This window comes from Streptomyces sp. NPDC013157 (assembly GCF_042899865.1).
Lineage (GTDB): Bacteria > Actinomycetota > Actinomycetes > Streptomycetales > Streptomycetaceae > Streptomyces.
On sequence record NZ_JBIBAK010000006.1, the window covers coordinates 101,814 to 121,235 of the forward strand.

19 protein-coding genes are annotated in these 19,422 nt (G+C 71.7%); 18 read left to right on the plus strand and 1 reads right to left on the minus strand.

Annotation, left to right across the window (positions count from 1 at the left end):
* Positions 1-9: 9 nt before the first annotated feature.
* Entirely contained in the window at positions 10-594 is a 585-nt protein-coding gene (locus ACFY6U_RS19835) for a TetR family transcriptional regulator (protein ID WP_390039889.1), read from the minus strand.
* Between the two features lie 399 nt (positions 595-993).
* Between ACFY6U_RS19835 and ACFY6U_RS19840 the strand changes: the two genes are divergently transcribed.
* From ACFY6U_RS19840 to ACFY6U_RS19925, 18 genes are all read left to right on the plus strand, one after another.
* Positions 994-1,623 (plus strand): OvmZ protein, encoded by a 630-nt coding sequence (locus tag ACFY6U_RS19840; RefSeq protein WP_390039891.1) that lies wholly within the window; start codon positions 994-996, stop codon positions 1,621-1,623.
* Positions 1,620-1,847, plus strand: a complete 228-nt coding sequence (locus ACFY6U_RS19845) for a hypothetical protein (RefSeq protein ID WP_390039893.1) — start codon at positions 1,620-1,622, stop codon at positions 1,845-1,847. Before ACFY6U_RS19840 ends, ACFY6U_RS19845 begins: the two co-directional genes overlap by 4 nt.
* Positions 1,848-2,220: 373 nt before the next feature.
* Positions 2,221-2,592, plus strand: coding sequence for a dehydrogenase (locus ACFY6U_RS19850; protein ID WP_256215980.1), 372 nt, complete (start codon positions 2,221-2,223; stop codon positions 2,590-2,592).
* Positions 2,589-3,638 (plus strand): ester cyclase, encoded by a 1,050-nt coding sequence (locus ACFY6U_RS19855; protein ID WP_390039895.1) that lies wholly within the window; start codon positions 2,589-2,591, stop codon positions 3,636-3,638. The genes ACFY6U_RS19850 and ACFY6U_RS19855 overlap by 4 nt, the downstream gene beginning before the upstream one ends.
* Positions 3,639-3,759: 121 nt before the next feature.
* Positions 3,760-4,170 carry a nitroreductase family deazaflavin-dependent oxidoreductase gene (locus tag ACFY6U_RS19860; RefSeq protein WP_390039896.1) on the plus strand — a complete coding sequence of 137 codons (411 nt, stop codon included), beginning with the start codon at positions 3,760-3,762 and terminating at the stop codon, positions 4,168-4,170.
* Positions 4,167-4,757 carry an NADPH-dependent FMN reductase gene (locus ACFY6U_RS19865; protein ID WP_390039898.1) on the plus strand — a complete coding sequence of 197 codons (591 nt, stop codon included), beginning with the start codon at positions 4,167-4,169 and terminating at the stop codon, positions 4,755-4,757. Before ACFY6U_RS19860 ends, ACFY6U_RS19865 begins: the two co-directional genes overlap by 4 nt.
* Before the next feature lie 221 nt (positions 4,758-4,978).
* A complete protein-coding gene (locus tag ACFY6U_RS19870) occupies positions 4,979-6,283 on the plus strand; it encodes a cation:proton antiporter (RefSeq protein ID WP_390039900.1) in 1,305 nt (434 codons plus the stop codon).
* A gap of 147 nt (positions 6,284-6,430) precedes the next feature.
* Positions 6,431-7,090: a hemerythrin domain-containing protein gene (locus ACFY6U_RS19875; protein ID WP_390039902.1), complete on the plus strand. Its 660-nt coding sequence runs from the start codon at positions 6,431-6,433 to the stop codon at positions 7,088-7,090.
* 60 nt (positions 7,091-7,150) lie between these two features.
* Positions 7,151-8,620 (plus strand): MFS transporter, encoded by a 1,470-nt coding sequence (locus ACFY6U_RS19880; RefSeq protein WP_390039905.1) that lies wholly within the window; start codon positions 7,151-7,153, stop codon positions 8,618-8,620.
* A gap of 157 nt (positions 8,621-8,777) precedes the next feature.
* Positions 8,778-9,698 carry a MarR family winged helix-turn-helix transcriptional regulator gene (locus tag ACFY6U_RS19885; protein WP_390040432.1) on the plus strand — a complete coding sequence of 307 codons (921 nt, stop codon included), beginning with the start codon at positions 8,778-8,780 and terminating at the stop codon, positions 9,696-9,698.
* A gap of 177 nt (positions 9,699-9,875) precedes the next feature.
* Positions 9,876-11,591: an NAD(P)/FAD-dependent oxidoreductase gene (locus ACFY6U_RS19890; RefSeq protein ID WP_390039907.1), complete on the plus strand. Its 1,716-nt coding sequence runs from the start codon at positions 9,876-9,878 to the stop codon at positions 11,589-11,591.
* Positions 11,592-11,622: 31 nt separating this feature from the next.
* Positions 11,623-12,192, plus strand: coding sequence for a flavin reductase family protein (locus tag ACFY6U_RS19895; RefSeq protein ID WP_390039909.1), 570 nt, complete (start codon positions 11,623-11,625; stop codon positions 12,190-12,192).
* 1 nt (position 12,193) lies between these two features.
* The gene (locus ACFY6U_RS19900; protein ID WP_390039911.1) at positions 12,194-13,957 is read left to right on the plus strand and encodes an acetyl/propionyl/methylcrotonyl-CoA carboxylase subunit alpha; all 1,764 of its coding nucleotides are present in this window, start codon (positions 12,194-12,196) and stop codon (positions 13,955-13,957) included.
* Between the two features lie 5 nt (positions 13,958-13,962).
* Positions 13,963-14,919: a hypothetical protein gene (locus ACFY6U_RS19905; protein ID WP_390039913.1), complete on the plus strand. Its 957-nt coding sequence runs from the start codon at positions 13,963-13,965 to the stop codon at positions 14,917-14,919.
* Positions 14,920-14,981: 62 nt separating this feature from the next.
* Positions 14,982-16,439: an FAD-dependent monooxygenase gene (locus tag ACFY6U_RS19910; RefSeq protein WP_390039915.1), complete on the plus strand. Its 1,458-nt coding sequence runs from the start codon at positions 14,982-14,984 to the stop codon at positions 16,437-16,439.
* A gap of 138 nt (positions 16,440-16,577) precedes the next feature.
* Entirely contained in the window at positions 16,578-16,907 is a 330-nt protein-coding gene (locus ACFY6U_RS19915) for a TcmI family type II polyketide cyclase (protein ID WP_390039917.1), read from the plus strand.
* A complete protein-coding gene (locus ACFY6U_RS19920) occupies positions 16,904-18,178 on the plus strand; it encodes a beta-ketoacyl-[acyl-carrier-protein] synthase family protein (protein WP_390039919.1) in 1,275 nt (424 codons plus the stop codon). The genes ACFY6U_RS19915 and ACFY6U_RS19920 overlap by 4 nt, the downstream gene beginning before the upstream one ends.
* The gene (locus tag ACFY6U_RS19925) at positions 18,175-19,383 is read left to right on the plus strand and encodes a ketosynthase chain-length factor (protein ID WP_390039921.1); all 1,209 of its coding nucleotides are present in this window, start codon (positions 18,175-18,177) and stop codon (positions 19,381-19,383) included. The genes ACFY6U_RS19920 and ACFY6U_RS19925 overlap by 4 nt, the downstream gene beginning before the upstream one ends.
* Positions 19,384-19,422 lie beyond the last annotated feature (39 nt).

Genomic DNA, 19,422 nt, shown 5'->3' on the forward strand with positions numbered 1-19,422 from the left:
GGCCCGCTCTCAGATCCTGCGCTCGCCGCCCCGGCCCGGCGGCCGGTCCCGGTCGAACAGCGGGCGCAGCAGCCGCCACAGGCGCTGGGTGATCTCGCCGTCCCACCAGCCCGGGTCGGTGTGCCCGAGGGTCTCGATGCCCGCGGCCATCACCACCGCCAGGTCGGCGAGGTCCTCGGCCGGCTCCTCCGACTCCTTCTGCGCCTCCGCGACCCGCTCGTGGACCGCGGCGAGCAGGTCGTCGCGGAGCCTGGGCGGTCCGGCCGAGCCGTCCGCGGCCAGCTGCATGCCCGCCCGGACGACCTTCTCGGTGCGCATGGCCTCGCCGAGCGCGAACAGAAAGCGTTTGGGCGCGTCCGCCGCCGGCCCCGCGAAGGCCTCCTCGGTCAGCGCCTCCACCCGCGCTCTCGCCTCCTCGTACACGGCCGCGGTCAGCGCGGTGGTGGAGGAGAAGTGGTGGTAGAGCGCCCCCCGGCTGACCCCGGCCCGGCGGCAGATGTTGACCAGTCCCGCGTCGGACAGCCGACCGTCCGCGATGAGCTCGGCGGTGGCATGGACGAGAGCCTGACGCGTGTGCTCGGATCGCGCCTGCATCAGGTCGTACCCGCCTTCCCTGCCAACAGTGTGCCCGGTACATGCACTACCTGCGGGCACCGGTGCCAATGGTGGTAAGAATCATACAACCATGCCTGTTTCATGGGAGGACCCCGGTGTCGGATCACCTCCGCACGATCTGCACAGAACCCCAACGTCCCTGGCTGTGAGGGTGGTTGTCCGGAAACATGCGCGACGGACGAAGGCCCTGATTGATCGTCAATCAGACAGGTCTGTTTGTAACAGGGCTCAAATCCGGCCACTTGACACAGGTTTGACACTCCGCTGACAGAGCTGCGGAGGATTGTGGGAAGCCTGAACCGCCGGGCGTTGAACCGGCCGCCGGCCCCCCTGAGACTGGATGCAGTTCCACACGGACCGAGGATTCGGGGGATCCGAATGGAAGAGCCGGAGCGACTCACGGACGACCACGTCAGCCGCGACTGCCGCAGGCGCTGCGGCCGGATCTGCGTCCGCTGCCAGGACCGGATCGACGGCGGACTGCGCACCCTGCTCGACCTGTACCGGGAGAGCGACCAGGCACTGGTGCCCGGGGCGCGGGTGCTGCGCGAGCGGGTGAGCGGCAGCCGCGCCACCGTCGGCATCGTGCTCGACGAACGGGCGCTGGCCCTGCGGGCCCGGACGGCCGAGGTCATGGCGCTGTGGGCGCGGCTCGTCGTGGACGAGCGCACCGGCGCCCGGCCCGCGGGCCGCGGGGTGGCCGCGCTGGTCGGGTTCCTGCGCGGGCAGCTGCCCTGGTTCGCCGGGCACCCGGCGGGCGCCGACCTCGACGAGGAACTCGCCGAACTCCTCACCGACTTCCGCCACCTGCTCGGCCCGGGCCCGGTGCGCCGGTTCGCCCTCGGCGCGTGCACCCGGCCGGAGTGCGCCGGGACGCTCTACGGCGTCCTGCCGGCGGACGGCGGCGACCGGGTGCCGGAGCAGGTCGCCTGCGACGCCGGCCACGCACTGCCGCCGCGCCAGTGGCTGCTGGTCGCGAACCGGGCCCGGGAGGCGGTGACGACATGACGGAGCCGAACCGTCCGGCCGGGGCGGCGAGCGGGCCGGCGACCGGAACGGCGAAGCCGCGCACGGTCCCGACGGAGCTGGCGGCCCTGGCGATGGGCGTCACCCCGGCGACCATCCGCAAATGGGCCAGCCGCGGCAAACTCACCCGCCACGGCGGCCCCCGGCGAGCCGAGTACGACCTCGACGAACTCTTCGCACTGGCGCGCCGGAGCGAGACCGAATAGGCGGTACGAGCCCCGGCAACCGCAGCGAATTCGAGTAGCTCCGCGCCGCCGCACGGAATTCACCGACCACCACCCCGCAAGAAAACCGGATCCGTGCGGGGATCCGGTACGAAGCAGCCCCCGCGGCCCATCCCCCCTGCCGCGGGGGCTTCTTCGGTTACCCGATTGATTGTCAACTCGCTTCATTTAAAGGGAAGTTGACGCAACCGAACAGAGGTGTCACACTCTTTTCGGCGCCCCCATGCCCTGACGGCAGTGGCGCTTCTCCCGGGCTTCTGCATTCGAGCCCGTGGCATTCTTCGCGAAATCCGTGCCCCGACCGGGGCGCGGATTTTTTGTTTTCCTTCCGCCCCGACTTGAGGAAGTGTGGTCGATGCCTGTTTCCACCTGGACACCCGTCGGTCAATGGACGGGTACGGTCACGCACGACGGCGAGGTGGACGAGTACACCGTCGCCTTCGCCCCGGACGGCTCGCTCTCGGTCACCACGCGCAAGAGCACCGGCACCGGCGCCTGGACCGTCACCGGCGACGACTCGCTGGAGTTCTCCCTGCGCGAGGACTTCAACCTCGACGTCACCCAGATCAGCCCCAACGGCCACCGGGCCGCGTACATCCAGATCGACATCACCGCGCGGCACGACGGCGACGCGCTCACCGGCGAGGGCAAGGCCGTCGTGCACGGTCCCGACGACGTCGTGATCTACGCGACGGACGCCCGGACCGAAGCGCGCCGGGTGTCATGACGGCCGAGGCCGCCCGGCTCACCGACGTGCTGAGCCTGCGGGACCTGGCCGGGCGCTATCTGGCCGGCCTCGACGAGGGCGGCTTCGACGAGACCTGGGCGAGGTCCCTGTTCACCGAGGACATCGAGATGACGTTCCCGGTCGGCAGCCACCAGGGCCTCGCCGGGGTGTCCGGCTTCACCACCGAGATCATGGCGCGCTGGGGCCGCACCCACCACCACGGCTCGGAGACCCAGGTCGACGTCGACGGCGACCGGGCCGAGCTGAGCTGGAGCCTGATCGCCTCCCACGTGCACCACGGCTCGCCGCTGCCGCCGGACCCCACCCAGTACTTCCAGCTCGGCGGCCGCTTCACCGGCACGGCCCGGCGCACCCCCGACGGCTGGCGGTTCGACCGGCTGCGGCTGCGGATCGTGTGGACCACCGGCGCCGTGCCCAGGGGAGTGACCCAGGTCGACCGACAGACCCTCGACACCCGGGGAAACCAGCCCGCTTCGGCAGCCGCTTCGGCAGCCGCTTCAGCAGCCACTTCAGCAGAGGAGAACGCACCCATGCCGACCGCACTCACCGCGGACCAGCAGAAGGAACTGATCGAGAAGGTCTTCCACGAGGGCCTGGACCTCGGCGACCTGTCGGCCGCCGACCGCTACCTCACCGCCGACTTCCGCAACCACGGCAGCCACGACGACTCCATGCGCGGCCCGGAGGCGTTCAAGCACACCATCCGGATCCAGCAGTCCGCGTTCAGCGACATCAAGTACGAGATCCTCGACTTCATATCGATGGGCGACAAGGCCGCCATCCGCTGGGTCATGCACGGCCGGCACACCGGCCCGTTCATCGGCATCCAGCCGACCGGGCTGCAGGTGCAGCACCAGGCGATCATCTGGTTCCGCTTCGAGGGCGACCGGATCGCCGAGCGCTGGGGCATCGTCGACAACTTCTCCCTGGAGCGCTTCCTCAAGTCCGGCGGCAGGCCGGCCGGCCCGCTGACCCCGGCCGGCGGTCCGGCCGGCGGTCCGGGTGCGGGCAAGCCCGCGGCCTGATCCGCTGCCCCGGCCGCGCCCGGCCCCCGCTGACGGCGGCGGGGGCCGGGCGCCGTCCGCCGCCCTACCCCAGCACACCCCACAAGACGCCAAGGGCTCGACGGAGCAAGGGACTTGAGACATGCCGATCGACAGGAAAGTCGCCCGCTTCAACCGGCGGTTCGCCAACCATTTCGTCGGGCCGCTGTTCAGCCGGCTGCCCGGTTTCGGGAAGGTGCACCACCGCGGCCGTAAGTCGGGGCGTGAGTTCGCCACGCCCGTCAAGCTGTTCCGGCGCGGCGCGGACATCGTCATCACACTGCCGTACGGGCCCAGCTCCGACTGGGTCAAGAACGTACTCGCGGCGGGCGGTTGCGAGATCACCACGCGCGGCCGCCGGATCCGGGTCACCGGGCCGGTGGTCTTCACCGACGACGGTACGACGAAGATGCCCGCCCTGACCCGGCGGATCCTCTCCCGGGTCGAGGCCACCGAGTTCCTCGCGCTGACGCCGGTCGAGGAACCGGCGCGGCTGCGGGTGGCCCGGTCGTGACCGCCGTCGGCCTGGTCACCCGGCCGGTCCGGGCGGCGCTGCTGGTCGGCTCCGCCCGCGACGGGCGGCTCGCCCCGGACGTCGCGGGCTGGTTCGCGCGGGTCGCCGCCCACCGCGACGACCTGGTCCTGGACGTCGTCGACGTCGCCGAGCACCTGCTGCCGGCGAGCCTCGACGAGGCCGACCCGCGGGCGGCGGCGCTGCGGCCGCGGCTGGCCGGGGCGGAGGCGTACGTGGTCGTCGTACCGGAGTACAACCGGAGCGTTCCCGGTCCGCTGAAGACCCTCATCGACAGCTTCCAGAGCGAGTGGGAGGCCAAGCCGGTCGGGTTCGTCGGCTACGGCCTCGGCATGGCCGGCGGAGTGCGGGCGATCGAGCATCTGCGGCAGATCTTCGCCGAGTTCCACTGCGTGGGGATGAAGGACGTCGTGACGTTCCCGCGGGTGCTGGAGCACTACGACGCGGAGGGCCGCTTCGCGGCCGATGCCGACGGGGCCGAGGCCGCGGCCAAGCTGATGCTGGACCAGCTCACGTGGTGGGGGACGGCGCTGCGCGACGCCAAGGCCGCCCGTCCCTACGGGACTTGAAAGTTCCGGCGCCGACAACGCGCCCCTTCAGGGGCGCGGGGAACTGCGCGACGAGCCACATCGGACCCGTGGCCGGTCCACCACGGATCGCGGCACCTTCTGCGCATCCCCGTGCCGGGCGCGGTTGTCGGGCGGCTGCGGCGCCGTCGTGGCTGGCCGCGCAGTTCCCCGCGCCCCTGACGGGGCGCGTCACCTGATCCCCTCTGTATTAGGAGAACGCGATGGCTGCCGCCGCCCCCGATCCGCTCACCCCTCTTCTCGTCGCCGTGCCCGTGGTGATCCTCGCCTGCAGGGCCGGTGCCCAGTTGCTCAAACGGCTTGGGCAACCCCCCGTCGTCGGCGAGATACTCGTCGGCATCCTGTTCGGCCCGTCCCTGCTGGGCTGGCTCTGGCCCGGTGCCCAGGCGTGGCTGTTCCCGCAGTCGGCGCTGCCGTACATCGGCGTGCTCGGGAACTTCGGCCTGCTCGTCTTCATGTTCCTCGTCGGACTCGAACTCGACCTCAAATCCCTGCGCGGCAACAGCAGAACGGCCGTCGCCGTCTCCCAGGCCGGGATCGCGCTGCCGCTGCTGCTCGGCACGCTGCTGGCCCTCGGCATGTACGGCGACTTCGCGCCGCCCGGCACCGAGAGGCTGCCGTTCGTGCTGTTCATCGCGGTGTCGATGAGCATCACCGCGTTCCCGGTGCTGGCCCGGATCCTGACCGACCGGGGCCTGTACCGGACCCGGGTCGGCGCGCTCGCCATGGCCAGCGCGGCCGTGGACGACGTCAGCGCCTGGTGCCTGCTGGCCGCGGTGGTGGCGGTGACGAAGAGCAACTCGCCCATGGAGGCCCTGACCACCGCCGGGTACGCGCTCGTCTTCACCGCCGTGATGTTCCTCGTCGTACGGCCGCTGCTGGCCAGGTGGGCCGCGCGGGCGGAGCGCCGGTACGCCGACGGTGTCGTGCTGGTCGTGCTGTTCAGCGGGCTGAGCGTGGCCGCGTTCGCCACCGACCGGATCGGGGTGCACGCGCTGTTCGGCGCGTTCCTGTTCGGGGTGGTCACCCCGCGCGGCAGCCGGCGGATCGAGGTCACCGCGGCGCGGATGCGGGCCTTCGCCGTGCCGGTGCTGCTGCCGCTGTTCTTCGTCAGCACCGGGCTGAAGACCGACGTGGGGCTGCTGGGCGGCAGCGGTACCCAGTGGCTGTGGGCGGGGGCCGTGCTCGCCGTCGCCGTGGTCGGCAAGTGGGGCGGCGGCACGCTCGCGGCACGCCTCTCCGGCCGCGGCTGGCGGGACTCCATGTCGTTGGGCGCGCTGATGAACTGCCGTGGCCTGACCGAGCTGATCGTGCTCAACATCGGGCTCGGGCTGGGTGTCATCGGGCCGGAGCTGTTCACCGTCCTCGTGCTGATGGCGCTGCTCACCACGGCCATGACCACCCCGGCGCTGGCCCGGATCCGCAAGGGGATCGACGAGGAGCTCGGACGGGAGACGGCCGGAATCGGCCAGGACGAGCCCGCCCTGGAGATCGCGAGAACCCGCTGACCTGTGCCTACGGGCGTGACAGCGGGGTCAGCCGCCGACCGGCGAACAGTTCAAGCCCTGATGGTTGGAAGGTTGCTAGTTGGAAGCTTGATAGATAAGCAGGTTGACGATACTCTCGCAGTACGACGCAGCATGAGGGAGAGAACGATGAGCCAGGACTTCAAGAACCTCGACATGACGATGATGTTCGCGATCCACGACGCGCTCCGCCGTGAGCTGGAGCGGATCGCCCGGATCACCGCGCGGGTCGACGAGGACCCCCGGCACGTACTGAGCACCGCGGTCGGCTGGGAGCTGTTCAAGAAGTTCCTGACCGTCCACCACACCTCCGAGGACGTGAAGATCTGGCCGGTCATGGAGGCCGCGCTGGTGGGCAAGGACGCCGAACTGGCCCTGCTCGCCGACATGGAGGCCGAGCACGGGGTCATCGACCCGCTGCTCGCCGACATCGACGCCGCCCTCGCCGACCGCGACTCCGGCCTGGAGCGCCTGACCGGCCTGACCGACACCCTCTGCACCCAGCTCGGCGGCCACCTCGACCACGAGGAGCGGGACGCCCTGCAGCTCATGGACATCACGCTCTCCCAGGAGCAGTGGCAGGACTTCTCCGCCGAGCAGCGCACCCGGATCGGCGACGACTCCGCCCGCTACCTGCCCTGGATGCTCGACGACATCGACGCCGCGAAGGTCGCCCACATCCTCGGCAAGATGCCCGAGCCGTTGCGCAACGCCTACGAGAACGACTGGCGCAAGGCCTACGGGGACCTCGCCATCTGGACCCCGAAGACCGCCACCACCACCCGCTGACCGGACCCCGAGGGTTCCGCTCGACACCCCCCAACCCTGAGACAGACACGGAGACATCCCATGTCGCTGCAAGACCGCACTCAGGCCGTCCCCAAGGCCGCGGCCCCGCCGCAGCAGGACGGCAAACTCGGACTGGCGTTACTCGTGATCGCCGCGGCCCAGCTCATGCTCGTCCTCGACAACACGATCGTCGCCGTCGCCCTGCCCAGCATGCAGAGCGCCCTCGGGCTCAGCGAGTCCGGCCTCGGCTGGATCGTCACCGCCTACGCCCTGGCCTTCGGCGGTCTGCTGCTGGCCGGCGGCCGCGCCGGTGACCTCTTCGGCCGCCGCCGGGTCTTCCGCACCGGACTGGTCCTGTTCACCGCCGCCTCACTGCTCGGCGGCCTCGCCCAGAGCGGTGAACTGCTCATCGCCGCCCGGGTGATCCAGGGCGCGGGCGCCGCCATCGCCGCCCCCACCGCCCTGTCCCTGCTGGCCACCACCTTCCCGGCCGGCCCCGCCCGCAACAAGGCGCTCGGTGTCTACGGCGCGATGGGCGGCCTCGGTTCGGTCGTCGGCCTGCTGCTCGGCGGCGCGCTCACCGAGTACCTGAGCTGGCGCTGGGTGATGTTCGTGAACATCCCGATCGCCCTGGCCGTCCTGTTCGGCACCGGCGTCCTCGTCGAGGGCGAGCGCGAGCGCGGCAAGGTCGACGTGCCCGGCGCGCTCACCGCCACCCTGGGCTTCGGTTCGCTCGTCTACGCCATCAACCGCGCCGGCGACAAGGGCTTCGGCGACGGCGTCACCCTGATCGGCCTGGGCGCCGCGCTCGTCCTGATCTTCGCCTTCGTCCTGATCCAGCGCGCGAGCAAGGCGCCGATGATCCCGCGCGGGGTGCTCGCCGACAGGAGCCGCGTCGGCGCCAACCTGATCATGTTCCTGGTCGGCGCGGGCATGCTCGCCACCTTCTACTTCCTGACCCTCTACATGCAGCTCGTCAAGGGCTACGCCCCGATGGTCACCGGCGTCGCCTACCTGCCCTTCGCCCTCGGCATGGGCATCGCGGCCGGCGGCGTCGGCCCGCAGCTGCTCGCCAAGCTGCCCGAGCGCAACGTGATCGCCCTCGGTCTGCTGATCGGCACCGCCGGCATGGTCTGGTTCAGCTTCATCGAGCCCGGCCAGACCCCGTGGGCCGCGCTGCTGCCGGCCCAGCTGGTCGCCGGTCTCGGCCTCGGCATGGTCTTCGTGGCCGTCACCATCGTCAGCGTCCGCGGGGTCGCCCCGCAGGCCACCGGCGCGGCCTCCGGTCTGGTCAACACCGCCCAGCAGATCGGCGGCGCCATCGGCCTGGCGGCCCTCGCCGCGGCGGCCACCGCCATCACCGACCACGAGCTGCCGGGCAGCGTCCCGCACGCCCTCACCACCGGCTACTCGTACGGGTTCCTGCTCGGCGGCGCCTTCTACCTGCTGGCCCTGATCGTGGCCCTGGCCACCCTCCCGGGCACCCGCCCCCAGCAGCAGGACGCCGAGCACCCGCCCGTCGCCCTGTGACCGACCCCGGCGGCCCCGCCCTGACTGCTTCCGGGCGGGGTCGCCGGTTCCCGGTTCCGGCAGCCGGTGTCGGTGTCGGAGCCGGCCGGCAAGCCGTCGATATACTCGGGCAGGAGGTGCTGTCTTGCGGTACGAGAGCGACGACGAGCGCGGCCCGGTGACCCGGACCGAGCAGACCGCGGAGGTCCCCGGCGTCCTCCCGGACGCGCTCACCGACTTCATCGGCTACCTCCTGCGCCGCGTCTACGCGCAGTTCGCCGCCACCGACGACGGCGGCGGCAGCGACCCCCGCGACTTCCTGGTCCTCGACGCGCTCACCGGCCGCGACTGGGAGTCCCAGCTCGACCTCGCCGAACGGCTCGGCATCAACCGCACCATCATGGTCGGTGTCATCGACCGGCTGGAGGCCCGCGACGAGGTCCGGCGCACCCGCAACCCCGACAACCGGCGCCAGTACGTGCTCTCCCTGACCGACCGCGGACGCGAGGCCGTCGAGGCCAGCCGGCGGGCGGTCGCCGAGCGGGACGCCCGGCTCACCGCCGTACTGACGGACGAGGAGACCGCCCGGCTCGACGAGCTGCTGGCCCGGCTGCTGCCCGAGTCCGCGCAGCCCCTCGTGCAGGGCACCGAGTACCTGGTCGGGCAGGCCCACCACCGGCTGCGCAAGCACGGCGACGACAAACTGGCCGGCACCGGACTCAGGGTGCGGCACTACGGCCCGCTCTCCGCCCTCGACGTGCTCGGGCCCATCGCCCAGCAGCGGCTCGCCGAACTGCTCGCCATCACCGGGCCCGCCGCCTCCCAGCTCGTCGACGAACTCGTCAAGCTGGGCCTGGTGCGCCGCGGCCGGGACGCGCACGACCGGCGCCGCTACGCCCTCGAAGTGACCGACCTCGGCCGCGAGCAACTCGGTGTCGTGGCCCGGGCCGTCGCGGGGCTCGCCGCGGACGTCGCCGCCATGCTCGGCCCCGGCGGCGAGGACGAACTGCGGGAACTGCTGCTGAAACTCCTGGCCCCGACGCATTCCGGTCCGGCATTCGCCGAGAACACCAAGTCATCCGTTTCCGCCAGGGGTTGACCCTCTGGCCAAAGGATGTCACGCTTAATTCAGCGGATACTCCGCGCCCTTTTCCAGGCTCTTCGCACCGCCCTTCCGATTTCCTTTCGGAAGGGCCGCGAGGGGCCTTTTTTATGCGGATGTCCCGCGGCACATGGTTTTCCCGTTGCGCACCGCCCCTCGACGAAGGAGACAGTCATGGTCGCCCAGAAGACCGACGGCGCGCCGGAACCGGCGCGCATACCCGAGGACATGACCTTCGACGTCATCATCCTCGGCTCGGGCCTCGCCGGCTCCGTCACCGGTGCCGTCCTGGCCAAGCACGGTGCAAAGGTGCTGCTCGTCGACGCCGCCGCGCACCCGCGCTTCGCCATCGGCGAGTCCATGACCCCGCAGCTCGTGGAATGGATCCACATCCTCTCCGAACGCCACGATATTCCCGAGCTGAAAAGCCTGGCGAGTGTCGAGGCCTCCACCCGTGACATCGCACCGACCTTCGGCACGAAGGCCCACTTCGGCTTCATGAAGCACGAGGTCGGAAAAGAGCCGAACCCGCGTGAGGCCACCCAGCTCGCACTGCCGAAGATATTCCACCAGAACAGCCACATGTTCCGGCAGGACAGCGACTCCTTCATGTTCCACGTCGCCGTCACGTACGGATGCACCCCCCGGCAGAACTGGCGTGCGAACGAGGTCGAGTTCGACGAGGACGGCGTCACCGTCCTCGGCCGCAGCGCCGCCCCCGGCGCCGAACCCGAGCTGTACCGGGCGAAGTACCTGGTGGACGCCTCCGGCTTCCGCTCCCCGCTCGCCGACAAGTTCGACCTGCGCGACAAGCCCACCGCCCGCTTCAAGCACCACTCCCGCTCGATGTTCACGCACTACGTCGGCATCAAGCGGTTCGACGACGTCAGCGGCCACCCCCGGGAGCTGCGCCCGCCGGCCGACTGGCACACCGGCACCATGCACCACCTCATCGAGCGCGGCTGGTTCTGGATCATCCCCTTCGACAACCACCCCAAGTCCCGCAACCCGCTGTGCAGCGTCGGCCTGACGATGGACGAGCGCACCTACCCCAAGCCCAAGGACCTCACCCCGGAGCAGGAGTTCCAGTCCTTCCTCGACAAGTACCCGGCGGTCAAGCGCCAGTTCGACGGCGCCACCCGGGTCCGCGAGTGGATCTCCACCGACCGGCTGCAGTACTCCTCGAAGCAGACCATCGGCGACCGCTGGTGCCTGATGTCCCACGCGGCCGGCTTCCTCGACCCGCTGTTCTCCCGCGGCCTGTCGAACACCATGGAGGTCGTCGACGCGCTCACCTCGCGGCTGATCCCCGCCCTCAAGGACGGCGACTTCTCCGCCGAGCGCTTCGCGTACGTCGAACGCGTCGAGCAGGGCCTGCTCCAGTACAACGACGACCTGGTCAACAGCTCCTTCATCGCCTTCTCCCACTTCCGGCTGTGGAACGCGGTCTTCCGGGTCTGGGGCTCCTTCATCACCCCCGGCACCATGCGGCTGACCCGGGCCCGCCTCAAGCACTTCAAGGACCACGACGTACGCCACTTCGACGAGCTGGAGAACGTGGCCCACCCCGGCCTGTGGTGGCCGCAGAGCGACTCCTTCAAGCGGATCCTGGAGACCACCGCCGAGACCTGCGAGAAGTACGAGGCCGGCGCGCTCACCGGCGACGAGGCCGCCGACATCGTCTTCGGGCTGCTCAAGGAGTCCCCGGTCGTCAACCCGGTCTTCGGCTGGAAGGACGAGGAGCAGCGGTTCATCTACCCGTCCACGCTGACCATGGCCCGCTTCCTGTACTGGGCCTCCGTCGAGGCCCCCGCCGAGATGAACAGCGTCGGCCGCGAGTTCCTGCTCGGCATCCTCAAGGCCGGTGCGAAGGTCCGCAAGCTCCTCTGACCACTCCCAGCCAAGCCAGAAAGGGATCCGCATGTCCGCAGCAGCGCGGTCGCTGACCCGCGCCGAAGAGACCCGGCCCGTCGAACCGCTGGATCTGCGCCGCGTGTGCGGCCTGTTCACGACCGGCGTCACGGTCATCACCACCGGCCCCGACGGCGACGCGGACGGCACCACCGTCAACTCGTTCACCTCGGTCTCGCTGGACCCCCCGCTGGTGCTGTTCTGTCTGCACCACCGGTCCCGGCTGCACACGCTCCTGGAGCGGAGCGGCGGGTTCACCGTGAACTTCCTGTCCGGACGGCAGCAGCCGCTGGCCCGGCACTTCGCCGGACGCCGGGCCACCGCCGGCGCGAGCGCCTTCGAGGGCGTCCCGCACCACTTCACCGAGGACGGGCTGCCCGTGCTCAGCGAGGCCCTCGCCCACCTGACCTGCACCACGGTCGACGTGCACACCGCCGGCGACCACGACATCGTCATCGGCGAGGTGGTGGAGCTGGGCGTCCCCGAGCACGGTCTGGAACCGCTGATCTTCTTCGACGGCTCCCTGGGCCCGCTGGAGACCGGCGCGGACCGCTTCCAGCACGCCCGGCAGGCGTCCTGACATGCGCAGGGTGCTCATCGCCAACCGTGGCGAGATAGCCGTACGCGTGGCCAGAGCCTGCCGGGACGCCGGGATCGCGAGCGTCGCCGTCTACGCGGACCCGGACCGCGACGCCCTGCACGTCAAGGTCGCCGACACGGCCTTCGCCCTGGGCGGTGACACCCCGGCCACCAGCTACCTGGACATCGGGAAGGTCCTGCGGGCCGCCCGGGAGACCGGGGCGGACGCCGTCCACCCCGGCTACGGGTTCCTCTCCGAGAACGCCGAGTTCGCGCAGGCGGTCCTGGACGCGGGCCTGACCTGGATCGGCCCGCCGCCGCAGGCGATCCGCGACCTCGGCGACAAGGTGGCGGCCCGGCACATCGCCCAGCGGGCGGGCGCGCCCCTGGTGGCCGGCACCCCGGACCCGGTGGGCGGTGCGGACGAGGTCGTGGCGTTCGCGGAGCAGCACGGCCTGCCGATCGCCATCAAGGCGGCCTTCGGCGGCGGCGGGCGCGGGCTGAAGGTCGCCCGGACCCTGGAGGAGGTGCCGGAGCTCTATGAGTCGGCGGTGCGGGAGGCGGTGGCCGCCTTCGGCCGCGGCGAGTGCTTCGTGGAGCGCTACCTGGACCGGCCGCGGCACGTCGAGACGCAGTGCCTCGCGGACCGGTACGGCAACGTCGTGGTCGTATCGACCCGTGACTGCTCGCTGCAGCGCCGCCACCAGAAGCTGGTGGAGGAGGCTCCGGCACCGTTCCTGACGCCGGAGCAGACCGCCGAGCTGTACCGGGCGTCCAAGGCCATCCTGCGCGAGGCCGGCTACGTCGGCGCCGGAACCTGCGAGTTCCTCGTCGGGCAGGACGGCACGATCTCCTTCCTGGAGGTCAACACCCGGCTCCAGGTGGAGCATCCGGTGACCGAGGAGGTCGCCGGCATCGACCTGGTGCGGGAGATGTTCCGGATCGCCGACGGCGAGGAACTCGGCTACGGGGACCCCGAACTGCGGGGCCATTCCTTCGAGTTCCGGATCAACGGCGAGGACCCGGGCCGGGGCTTCCTGCCCGCGCCGGGCACGGTGACGGTCTTCGAGCCGCCGTCGGGTCCGGGGGTACGGCTGGACGCGGGCGTGGAGCCGGGCAGCGTGATCGGCCCGGCCTGGGACTCGCTCCTCGCCAAGCTGATCGTCACCGGCCGCACCCGCGCCGAGGCGCTGGAGCGGGCCGCACGGGCGCTCGACGAGTTCCGCGTGGAGGGGATGGCCACGGCGATCCCGTTCCACCGGGCGGTCGTCAGGGACCCGGCCTTCACCGGGGACCCGTTCCGCATCCACACCCGGTGGATCGAGACCGAGTTCGTCAACGGGATCGAGGCCTTCACCGCGGCCCCGGCTGCCGGTTCCGAGACGGAGGAGGCCGGTCGCGAGACGGTGGTGGTCGAGGTCGGCGGGCACCGGCTGGAGGTCTCGCTGCCGGCGGCGCTGGGCAGGGTCCCCGACCGGACGCTCGTGGGGGCGGTCGCCGCGCCCCGGTCCCGCCGCCGCACCGCGGGCGGTTCGGCCCCCGCCGCCTCCGGGGACACGCTCAGCTCTCCCATGCAGGGCACCGTCGTCAAGGTCGCCGTCGCCGAGGGGCAGCCGGTCGAGAAGGGCGACCTGGTCGTCGTACTCGAGGCCATGAAGATGGAGCAGCCGCTCACCGCGCACCGGTCCGGCACGGTCACCGGTATCGCCGCCGAGGTGGGGCAGGCCCTCGCCGCCGGGGCCGCGATCTGCGACATCAAGGACTGATCGCCTTGGCAGCACTCACCTACACCGACGCCATGAACGGTGCCCTGGAGCGGCTGCGTTCCGTGGGGTACGAACACGGGCGCAGCTTCGTCAACCACGCCCCGATGGCCGCCGAGGCCCTCGCCCACATGGGCTACGCCGACGAGGTGCCCGGCTGGGTGGAGGGCCATCTGCGCAGCCACACCTTCCACGACGTGCCCGAGCGGCGGTTCACCCTCGACCCGGCCGACGAGGCCGACTGGCGGCAGGCGCTCGGCGAGTTCGGCCGGGTCGCCGACTGGACCGGCCTGTTCGAGCGCGAGCTGGCCGAGGGGGAGTGGACCGACGTCCTGGCCCGCTGGTGGCCCCGGCTGCTGCCCGGCATGTCCGGGGTGCTCACCCACGGGGTGATCCGCACCGCGCACGCGGTCCGGGCGGTGGTGACCGCCGGCCCCGACCACCGCATGCAACTGGCCGAACTGGCACAGGGGCTGGGGTACTGGGCGGCCCGGTACTCCGAGGGCGGAGTCGTGGTCCCGGAGCACCCAGCCGGTGACGACGGCGACGGCGACGGCGATGATGTCGTACGGGCGCTGGACGAGCTCGTCGCCGAGTTCTGCGGGATCTACGCCACGCTCTCCCTCCCGCACCCGATCCCGCTGATCCACTCGGTCACCGGGCCCGCCGCCGTACGGCTGGTGGTGGAGCACCTGCCGGCGGAGCAGCGGTGGCCGTCGTACCGGGTGGCGCGGGCCGTCAGCCGCACGATGCTCGACTGGTTCCACGCCGTGCCCCGGCCCGCGGCCCCGCTGCCGGCGGCCCCCGACCCGGCCGCCCTGTTCGCCGAGGCCGTCCGGATCGGCGACGAGCACGCCATCAAGCTCGCCGAAGTCGCCGTACGGCACGAGGCGCTGGCACCCGACCCGCGGCACGCGGCGGCCGCGCACGTGGCCAACCGGGCGATCGGCCGCCGGTACCGCTGACAGTTCGTCTTCGCCGACGGTCTCCCCGACGGGGCCGTACGGAACCGTTCCCGAGGAGTGTCATGGACGCACAAGTCATCGTCGTGGGCGCCGGTCCTGCCGGCATGATGCTCGCGGGCGAGCTACGGCTCGCGGGCGCCGACGTCATCGTCCTGGAGAAGCTGCCCGCGCGCACCGGAGAGTCGCGCGGGCTCGGCTTCACCGCCCGCACCATGGAGGTCTTCGACCAGCGCGGACTGCTGCCCCGCTTCGGGGACATCGAGGTCAGCAACGTGGGCCACTTCGGCGGCCTGCCGGTCGACTTCGGTGTCCTCGACGGCGCCCACCAGGCTGCCAAAACGATCCCGCAGTCGGTCACCGAGACCGTCCTGGAGGAGTGGGCCGGCCGGCTCGGCGCGGACATCCGGCGCCGGCACGAGGTGCTCTCCGTCAAGGAGAAGGAGGACAGCGTCGAGGTCGAGGTGCGCGGCCCCGAGGGCGTGCACCGGCTGCGCGCCGAGTACCTCGTGGGATGCGACGGCGGCCGCTCGACCATCCGCAAGGCCGCCGGGTTCGACTTCCCGGGGACGCCGTCGACGCTGGAGATGTACCTCGCCGACGTGCGCGGCATCGAGCTGGAGCCCCGGATGATCGGGGAGACCCTGCCCGGCGGGATGGTGATGGTCGGGCCGCTGCCCGGCGGCATCACCCGGCTGATCATCTGCGAGCGCGGCACCCCGCCGCAGCGCCGCGAGAAGCCGCCGACCTGGGCGGAGGCCGCGGCGGCCTGGCAGCGGCTGACCGGCGACGACATCTCGCACGCCGAGGCGGTGTGGGTGTCGTCCTTCGGGGACGGCACACGCCTGGTCACCGAGTACCGGCGGGGCCGGATCCTCCTCGCCGGCGACTCCGCGCACATCCACCTCCCGGCCGGCGGGCAGGGCATGAACACCAGCATCCAGGACGCCGTGAACCTCGGCTGGAAGCTGGGTGCGGTGGTGCGGGGGCGGGCGCCGGAGACGCTGCTCGACACCTACCACGACGAACGGCACCCGGTCGGGGAGCGGCTGATGATGAACACCCGGGCGCAGGGGCTGCTGTTCCTGTCCGGGCCCGAGGTGCAGCCGCTGCGCGACGTGCTCAACGAGCTGATCCGGTATCCGGAGGTCGGCAGGCACCTGGCGGCGATGGTGTCGGGTCTTGAGATCCACTACGACCTCGACGGGGGCGCGGGCGCGCTGCTCGGCCGACGGCTGCCGAACGTGCCGCTCACCGGGCACAGGAGGGTGGCCTCCAGCACGGAGGCGCTGCGCGCCGGGCGGGGTGTGCTGCTGGACCTCGCCGACAACGCGAGGCTGCGGGAGCGGGCCTGGGCCTGGCGGGACCGGGTGGACGTCGTCACGGCGGTGCCGGGCGACGGCGTGCTGGTGGGTACGTCCGCGGTGCTGGTGCGGCCCGACGGTTATGTGGCGTGGGCGGCGCCGGGTAGTCATGCGGATCTGCCGATGGCCCTTGAGCGGTGGTTCGGGCCTGCCCGCTGAGGGCGCTGCCGAGAGTGCCGGGTCGTGTCGTGTTGCGGCTGCCCCGCCGTCGTGGCTGGTCGCGCAGTTCCTCCCCCAGCCTTCGGCCGGGGGTGCCCCCAGCGCCCCTGACGGGGCGCTTTTCCTTGAGGAGTTTTCATGCACAGCACTCTGATCGTGGCCCGGATGGAACCGGGTAGCAGCCAGGAGGTCGCGCGGCTGTTCGGGGAGTTCGACCGGACCGAGATGCCGCATCTGATGGGCACGCGGCGGCGGGAGCTCTTCGCGTACCGCGGGCTGTACTTCCACCTCCAGAGCTTCGACACCGACAACGGCGGTGAGCTGATCGAGGAGGCCAAGAGCGACCCGCGGTTCGTGCGGATCAGCGAGGACCTCAAGCCGTTCATCCAGGCGTACGACCCCGCCACCTGGCGGTCTCCCGCCGACGCGGTCGCCACGCGCTTCTACGACTGGGAGGGCCGGGCGTGAACGCCAGGCGAGTGGTCATCACCGGGGTCGGTGTCATCGCCCCCGGCGGTGTCGGCACCAAGAACTTCTGGAACCTGCTCAGCGAGGGCCGCACCGCGACCCGCGGCATCACCTTCTTCGACCCGTCCTCCTTCCGCTCCCGGGTCGCCGCCGAGGTCGACTTCGATCCGGAGGAGCACGGGCTGAGCCCGCAGGAGATACGGCGGATGGACCGTGCGGCGCAGCTGGCCGTCGTGAGCGCCCGGGAGGCCCTCGCCGACAGCGGGCTCGACCTGTCCGGCGCCGACCCCTACCGGGTCGGGGTCACCATCGGCAGCGCGGTCGGCGCGACCATGGGGCTCGACCAGGAGTACCGGGTGGTCAGCGACGGCGGCCGGCTCGACCTCGTCGACCACACCTACGCCGTCCCGCACCTCTACAACTACCTGGTGCCCAGTTCGTTCGCGGCGGAGGTCGCCTGGGCGGTGGGCGCGGAGGGCGCGGCCACGGTCGTGTCGACCGGCTGCACGTCGGGGCTCGACTCCGTCGGGCACGCCGTGGAGCTGATCCGGGAGGGCTCGGCCTGTGCGATGATCGCCGGCGCCACCGACGCCCCGATCTCCCCGATCACCCTGGCCTGCTTCGACGCCATCAAGGCCACCACCCCGCGCAACGACGACCCCGAGCACGCCTCCCGCCCCTTCGACGGCACCCGCAACGGGTTCGTGCTGGGGGAGGGGTCGGCCGTCTTCGTCCTGGAGGAGCTGGAGGCCGCGAAGCGGCGGGGCGCGCACATCTACGCCGAGATCGCCGGGTACGCCTCCCGCTGCAACGCCTTCCACATGACCGGGCTGCGGCCCGACGGCGCGGAGATGGCCGAGGCCATCACGGTCGCCCTGAACGAGGCGCACCTCGACCCCGGGGCGATCGACTACATCAACGCGCACGGCTCCGGCACCAAGCAGAACGACCGGCACGAGACCGCCGCGTTCAAGAAGAGCCTCGGCGACCACGCCTACCGGACCCCGGTCTCCTCGATCAAGTCGATGGTCGGGCACTCGCTCGGCGCGATCGGCTCCATCGAGATCGCCGCGTCCGTCCTCGCCATGGAGCACAACGTCGTGCCCCCGACGGCGAACCTGCACACCCCCGACCCCGAGTGCGACCTGGACTACGTCCCGCTCACCGCCCGTGAGCACCGCACCGACGCGGTGCTCACCGTGGGCAGCGGGTTCGGCGGCTTCCAGAGCGCGATGGTGCTCGCCCGACCGGAGAGGAGCGCGGCCGCATGAGCACGCGGACCGTGGTGACCGGGCTCGGCATCGCCGCGCCCAACGGCCTTGGCACGACCGACTACTGGGCGGCCGCCCGCGCCGGGAAGAGCGGGATCGGCCGCATCACGCGGTTCGACCCGTCCGGGTATCCGGCGAAGCTGGCCGGTGAGGTGCCCGGGTTCAGCGCCGGGGAACACCTGCCGAGCCGGCTGCTCGCCCAGACCGACCACATGACCCGCCTTGCGCTCGTCGCGACGGACTGGGCGCTGGCCGACGCGGAGGTCACTCCGGCCGACCTGCCCGCCTACGACATGGGCGTCGTCACCGCCAGCTCCTCCGGCGGCTTCGAGTTCGGGCAGGGCGAGCTGCAGAAGCTGTGGAGCCAGGGCAGCCAGTTCGTCTCGGCATACCAGTCGTTCGCCTGGTTCTACGCCGTCAACAGCGGCCAGATCTCCATCCGCAACGGCATGAAGGGCCCGAGCGGGGTTGTCGTCTCCGACCAGGCGGGCGGCCTCGAGGCCCTCGCGCACGCGCGCCGGCAGATCCGGAAGGGGACGCAGCTCATCGTCTCCGGGGCGATCGACGCGTCCATCTGCCCGTGGGGCTGGGTGGCGCAGCTCGCCAGCGACCGGCTGTCCACGTCGGAGGAGCCGGACCGGTCGTACCTGCCCTTCGACTCCGCCGCGGCCGGGCACGTGGCCGGCGAGGGCGGGGCGATCCTGATCCTGGAGGCCGAGGAGATGGCCGTACGGCGCGGTGCCCGGGTGTACGGGGAGATCGCGGGGTACGGCGCGACGTTCGACCCGGCGCCGGGGAGCGGGCGGCCGCCGGGGCTGCGCAAGGCGATCGAGCTGGCCCTCGCCGACGCGGGCGCCGACGCGGCCGACGTGGACGTGGTGTTCGCCGACGCGGCGGCCGTGCCGGAGCTGGACCGGGTGGAGGCGGACGCGATCAGCGACGTGTTCGGGCCGCACGGGGTGCCGGTGACCGCGCCGAAGACGATGACCGGGCGGCTCTACTCGGGAGCGGCGCCGCTGGATGTCGCCACGGCGCTGCTGGCCGTCCGGGACGGGGTGGTGCCGGCGACGGTGAACGTCTCGCCGGAGGCGGGCTACGACCTCGACCTGGTGGTGGGGGAGCCGCGACTGACCGAGGTGCGGTCGGCGCTGGTGCTGGCCCGCGGTTATGCCGGGTTCAACTCTGCCATGGTCGTACGGGCGTAGTTTCGCCCACGACCGTAGCGGCTCGCGCGGTGGCGCGGC

Bases quoted from the DNA above. Each gene is read 5' to 3' on its own strand.
- ACFY6U_RS19890 (WP_390039907.1), top strand. From the start codon at position 9,876: ATGGTCGCCCAGAAGACCGACGGCGCGCCGGAACCGGCGCGCATACCC.
- ACFY6U_RS19880 (WP_390039905.1), top strand. From the start codon at position 7,151: ATGTCGCTGCAAGACCGCACTCAGGCCGTCCCCAAGGCCGCGGCCCCG.
- ACFY6U_RS19850 (WP_256215980.1), top strand. From the start codon at position 2,221: ATGCCTGTTTCCACCTGGACACCCGTCGGTCAATGGACGGGTACGGTC.
- ACFY6U_RS19875 (WP_390039902.1), top strand. From the start codon at position 6,431: ATGAGCCAGGACTTCAAGAACCTCGACATGACGATGATGTTCGCGATC.
- ACFY6U_RS19855 (WP_390039895.1), top strand. From the start codon at position 2,589: ATGACGGCCGAGGCCGCCCGGCTCACCGACGTGCTGAGCCTGCGGGAC.
- ACFY6U_RS19895 (WP_390039909.1), top strand. From the start codon at position 11,623: ATGTCCGCAGCAGCGCGGTCGCTGACCCGCGCCGAAGAGACCCGGCCC.
- ACFY6U_RS19870 (WP_390039900.1), top strand. From the start codon at position 4,979: ATGGCTGCCGCCGCCCCCGATCCGCTCACCCCTCTTCTCGTCGCCGTG.
- ACFY6U_RS19915 (WP_390039917.1), top strand. From the start codon at position 16,578: ATGCACAGCACTCTGATCGTGGCCCGGATGGAACCGGGTAGCAGCCAG.
- ACFY6U_RS19845 (WP_390039893.1), top strand. From the start codon at position 1,620: ATGACGGAGCCGAACCGTCCGGCCGGGGCGGCGAGCGGGCCGGCGACC.
- ACFY6U_RS19860 (WP_390039896.1), top strand. From the start codon at position 3,760: ATGCCGATCGACAGGAAAGTCGCCCGCTTCAACCGGCGGTTCGCCAAC.
- ACFY6U_RS19925 (WP_390039921.1), top strand. From the start codon at position 18,175: ATGAGCACGCGGACCGTGGTGACCGGGCTCGGCATCGCCGCGCCCAAC.
- ACFY6U_RS19910 (WP_390039915.1), top strand. From the start codon at position 14,982: ATGGACGCACAAGTCATCGTCGTGGGCGCCGGTCCTGCCGGCATGATG.
- ACFY6U_RS19900 (WP_390039911.1), top strand. From the start codon at position 12,194: ATGCGCAGGGTGCTCATCGCCAACCGTGGCGAGATAGCCGTACGCGTG.
- ACFY6U_RS19835 (WP_390039889.1), bottom strand. From the start codon at position 594: ATGCAGGCGCGATCCGAGCACACGCGTCAGGCTCTCGTCCATGCCACC.
- ACFY6U_RS19840 (WP_390039891.1), top strand. From the start codon at position 994: ATGGAAGAGCCGGAGCGACTCACGGACGACCACGTCAGCCGCGACTGC.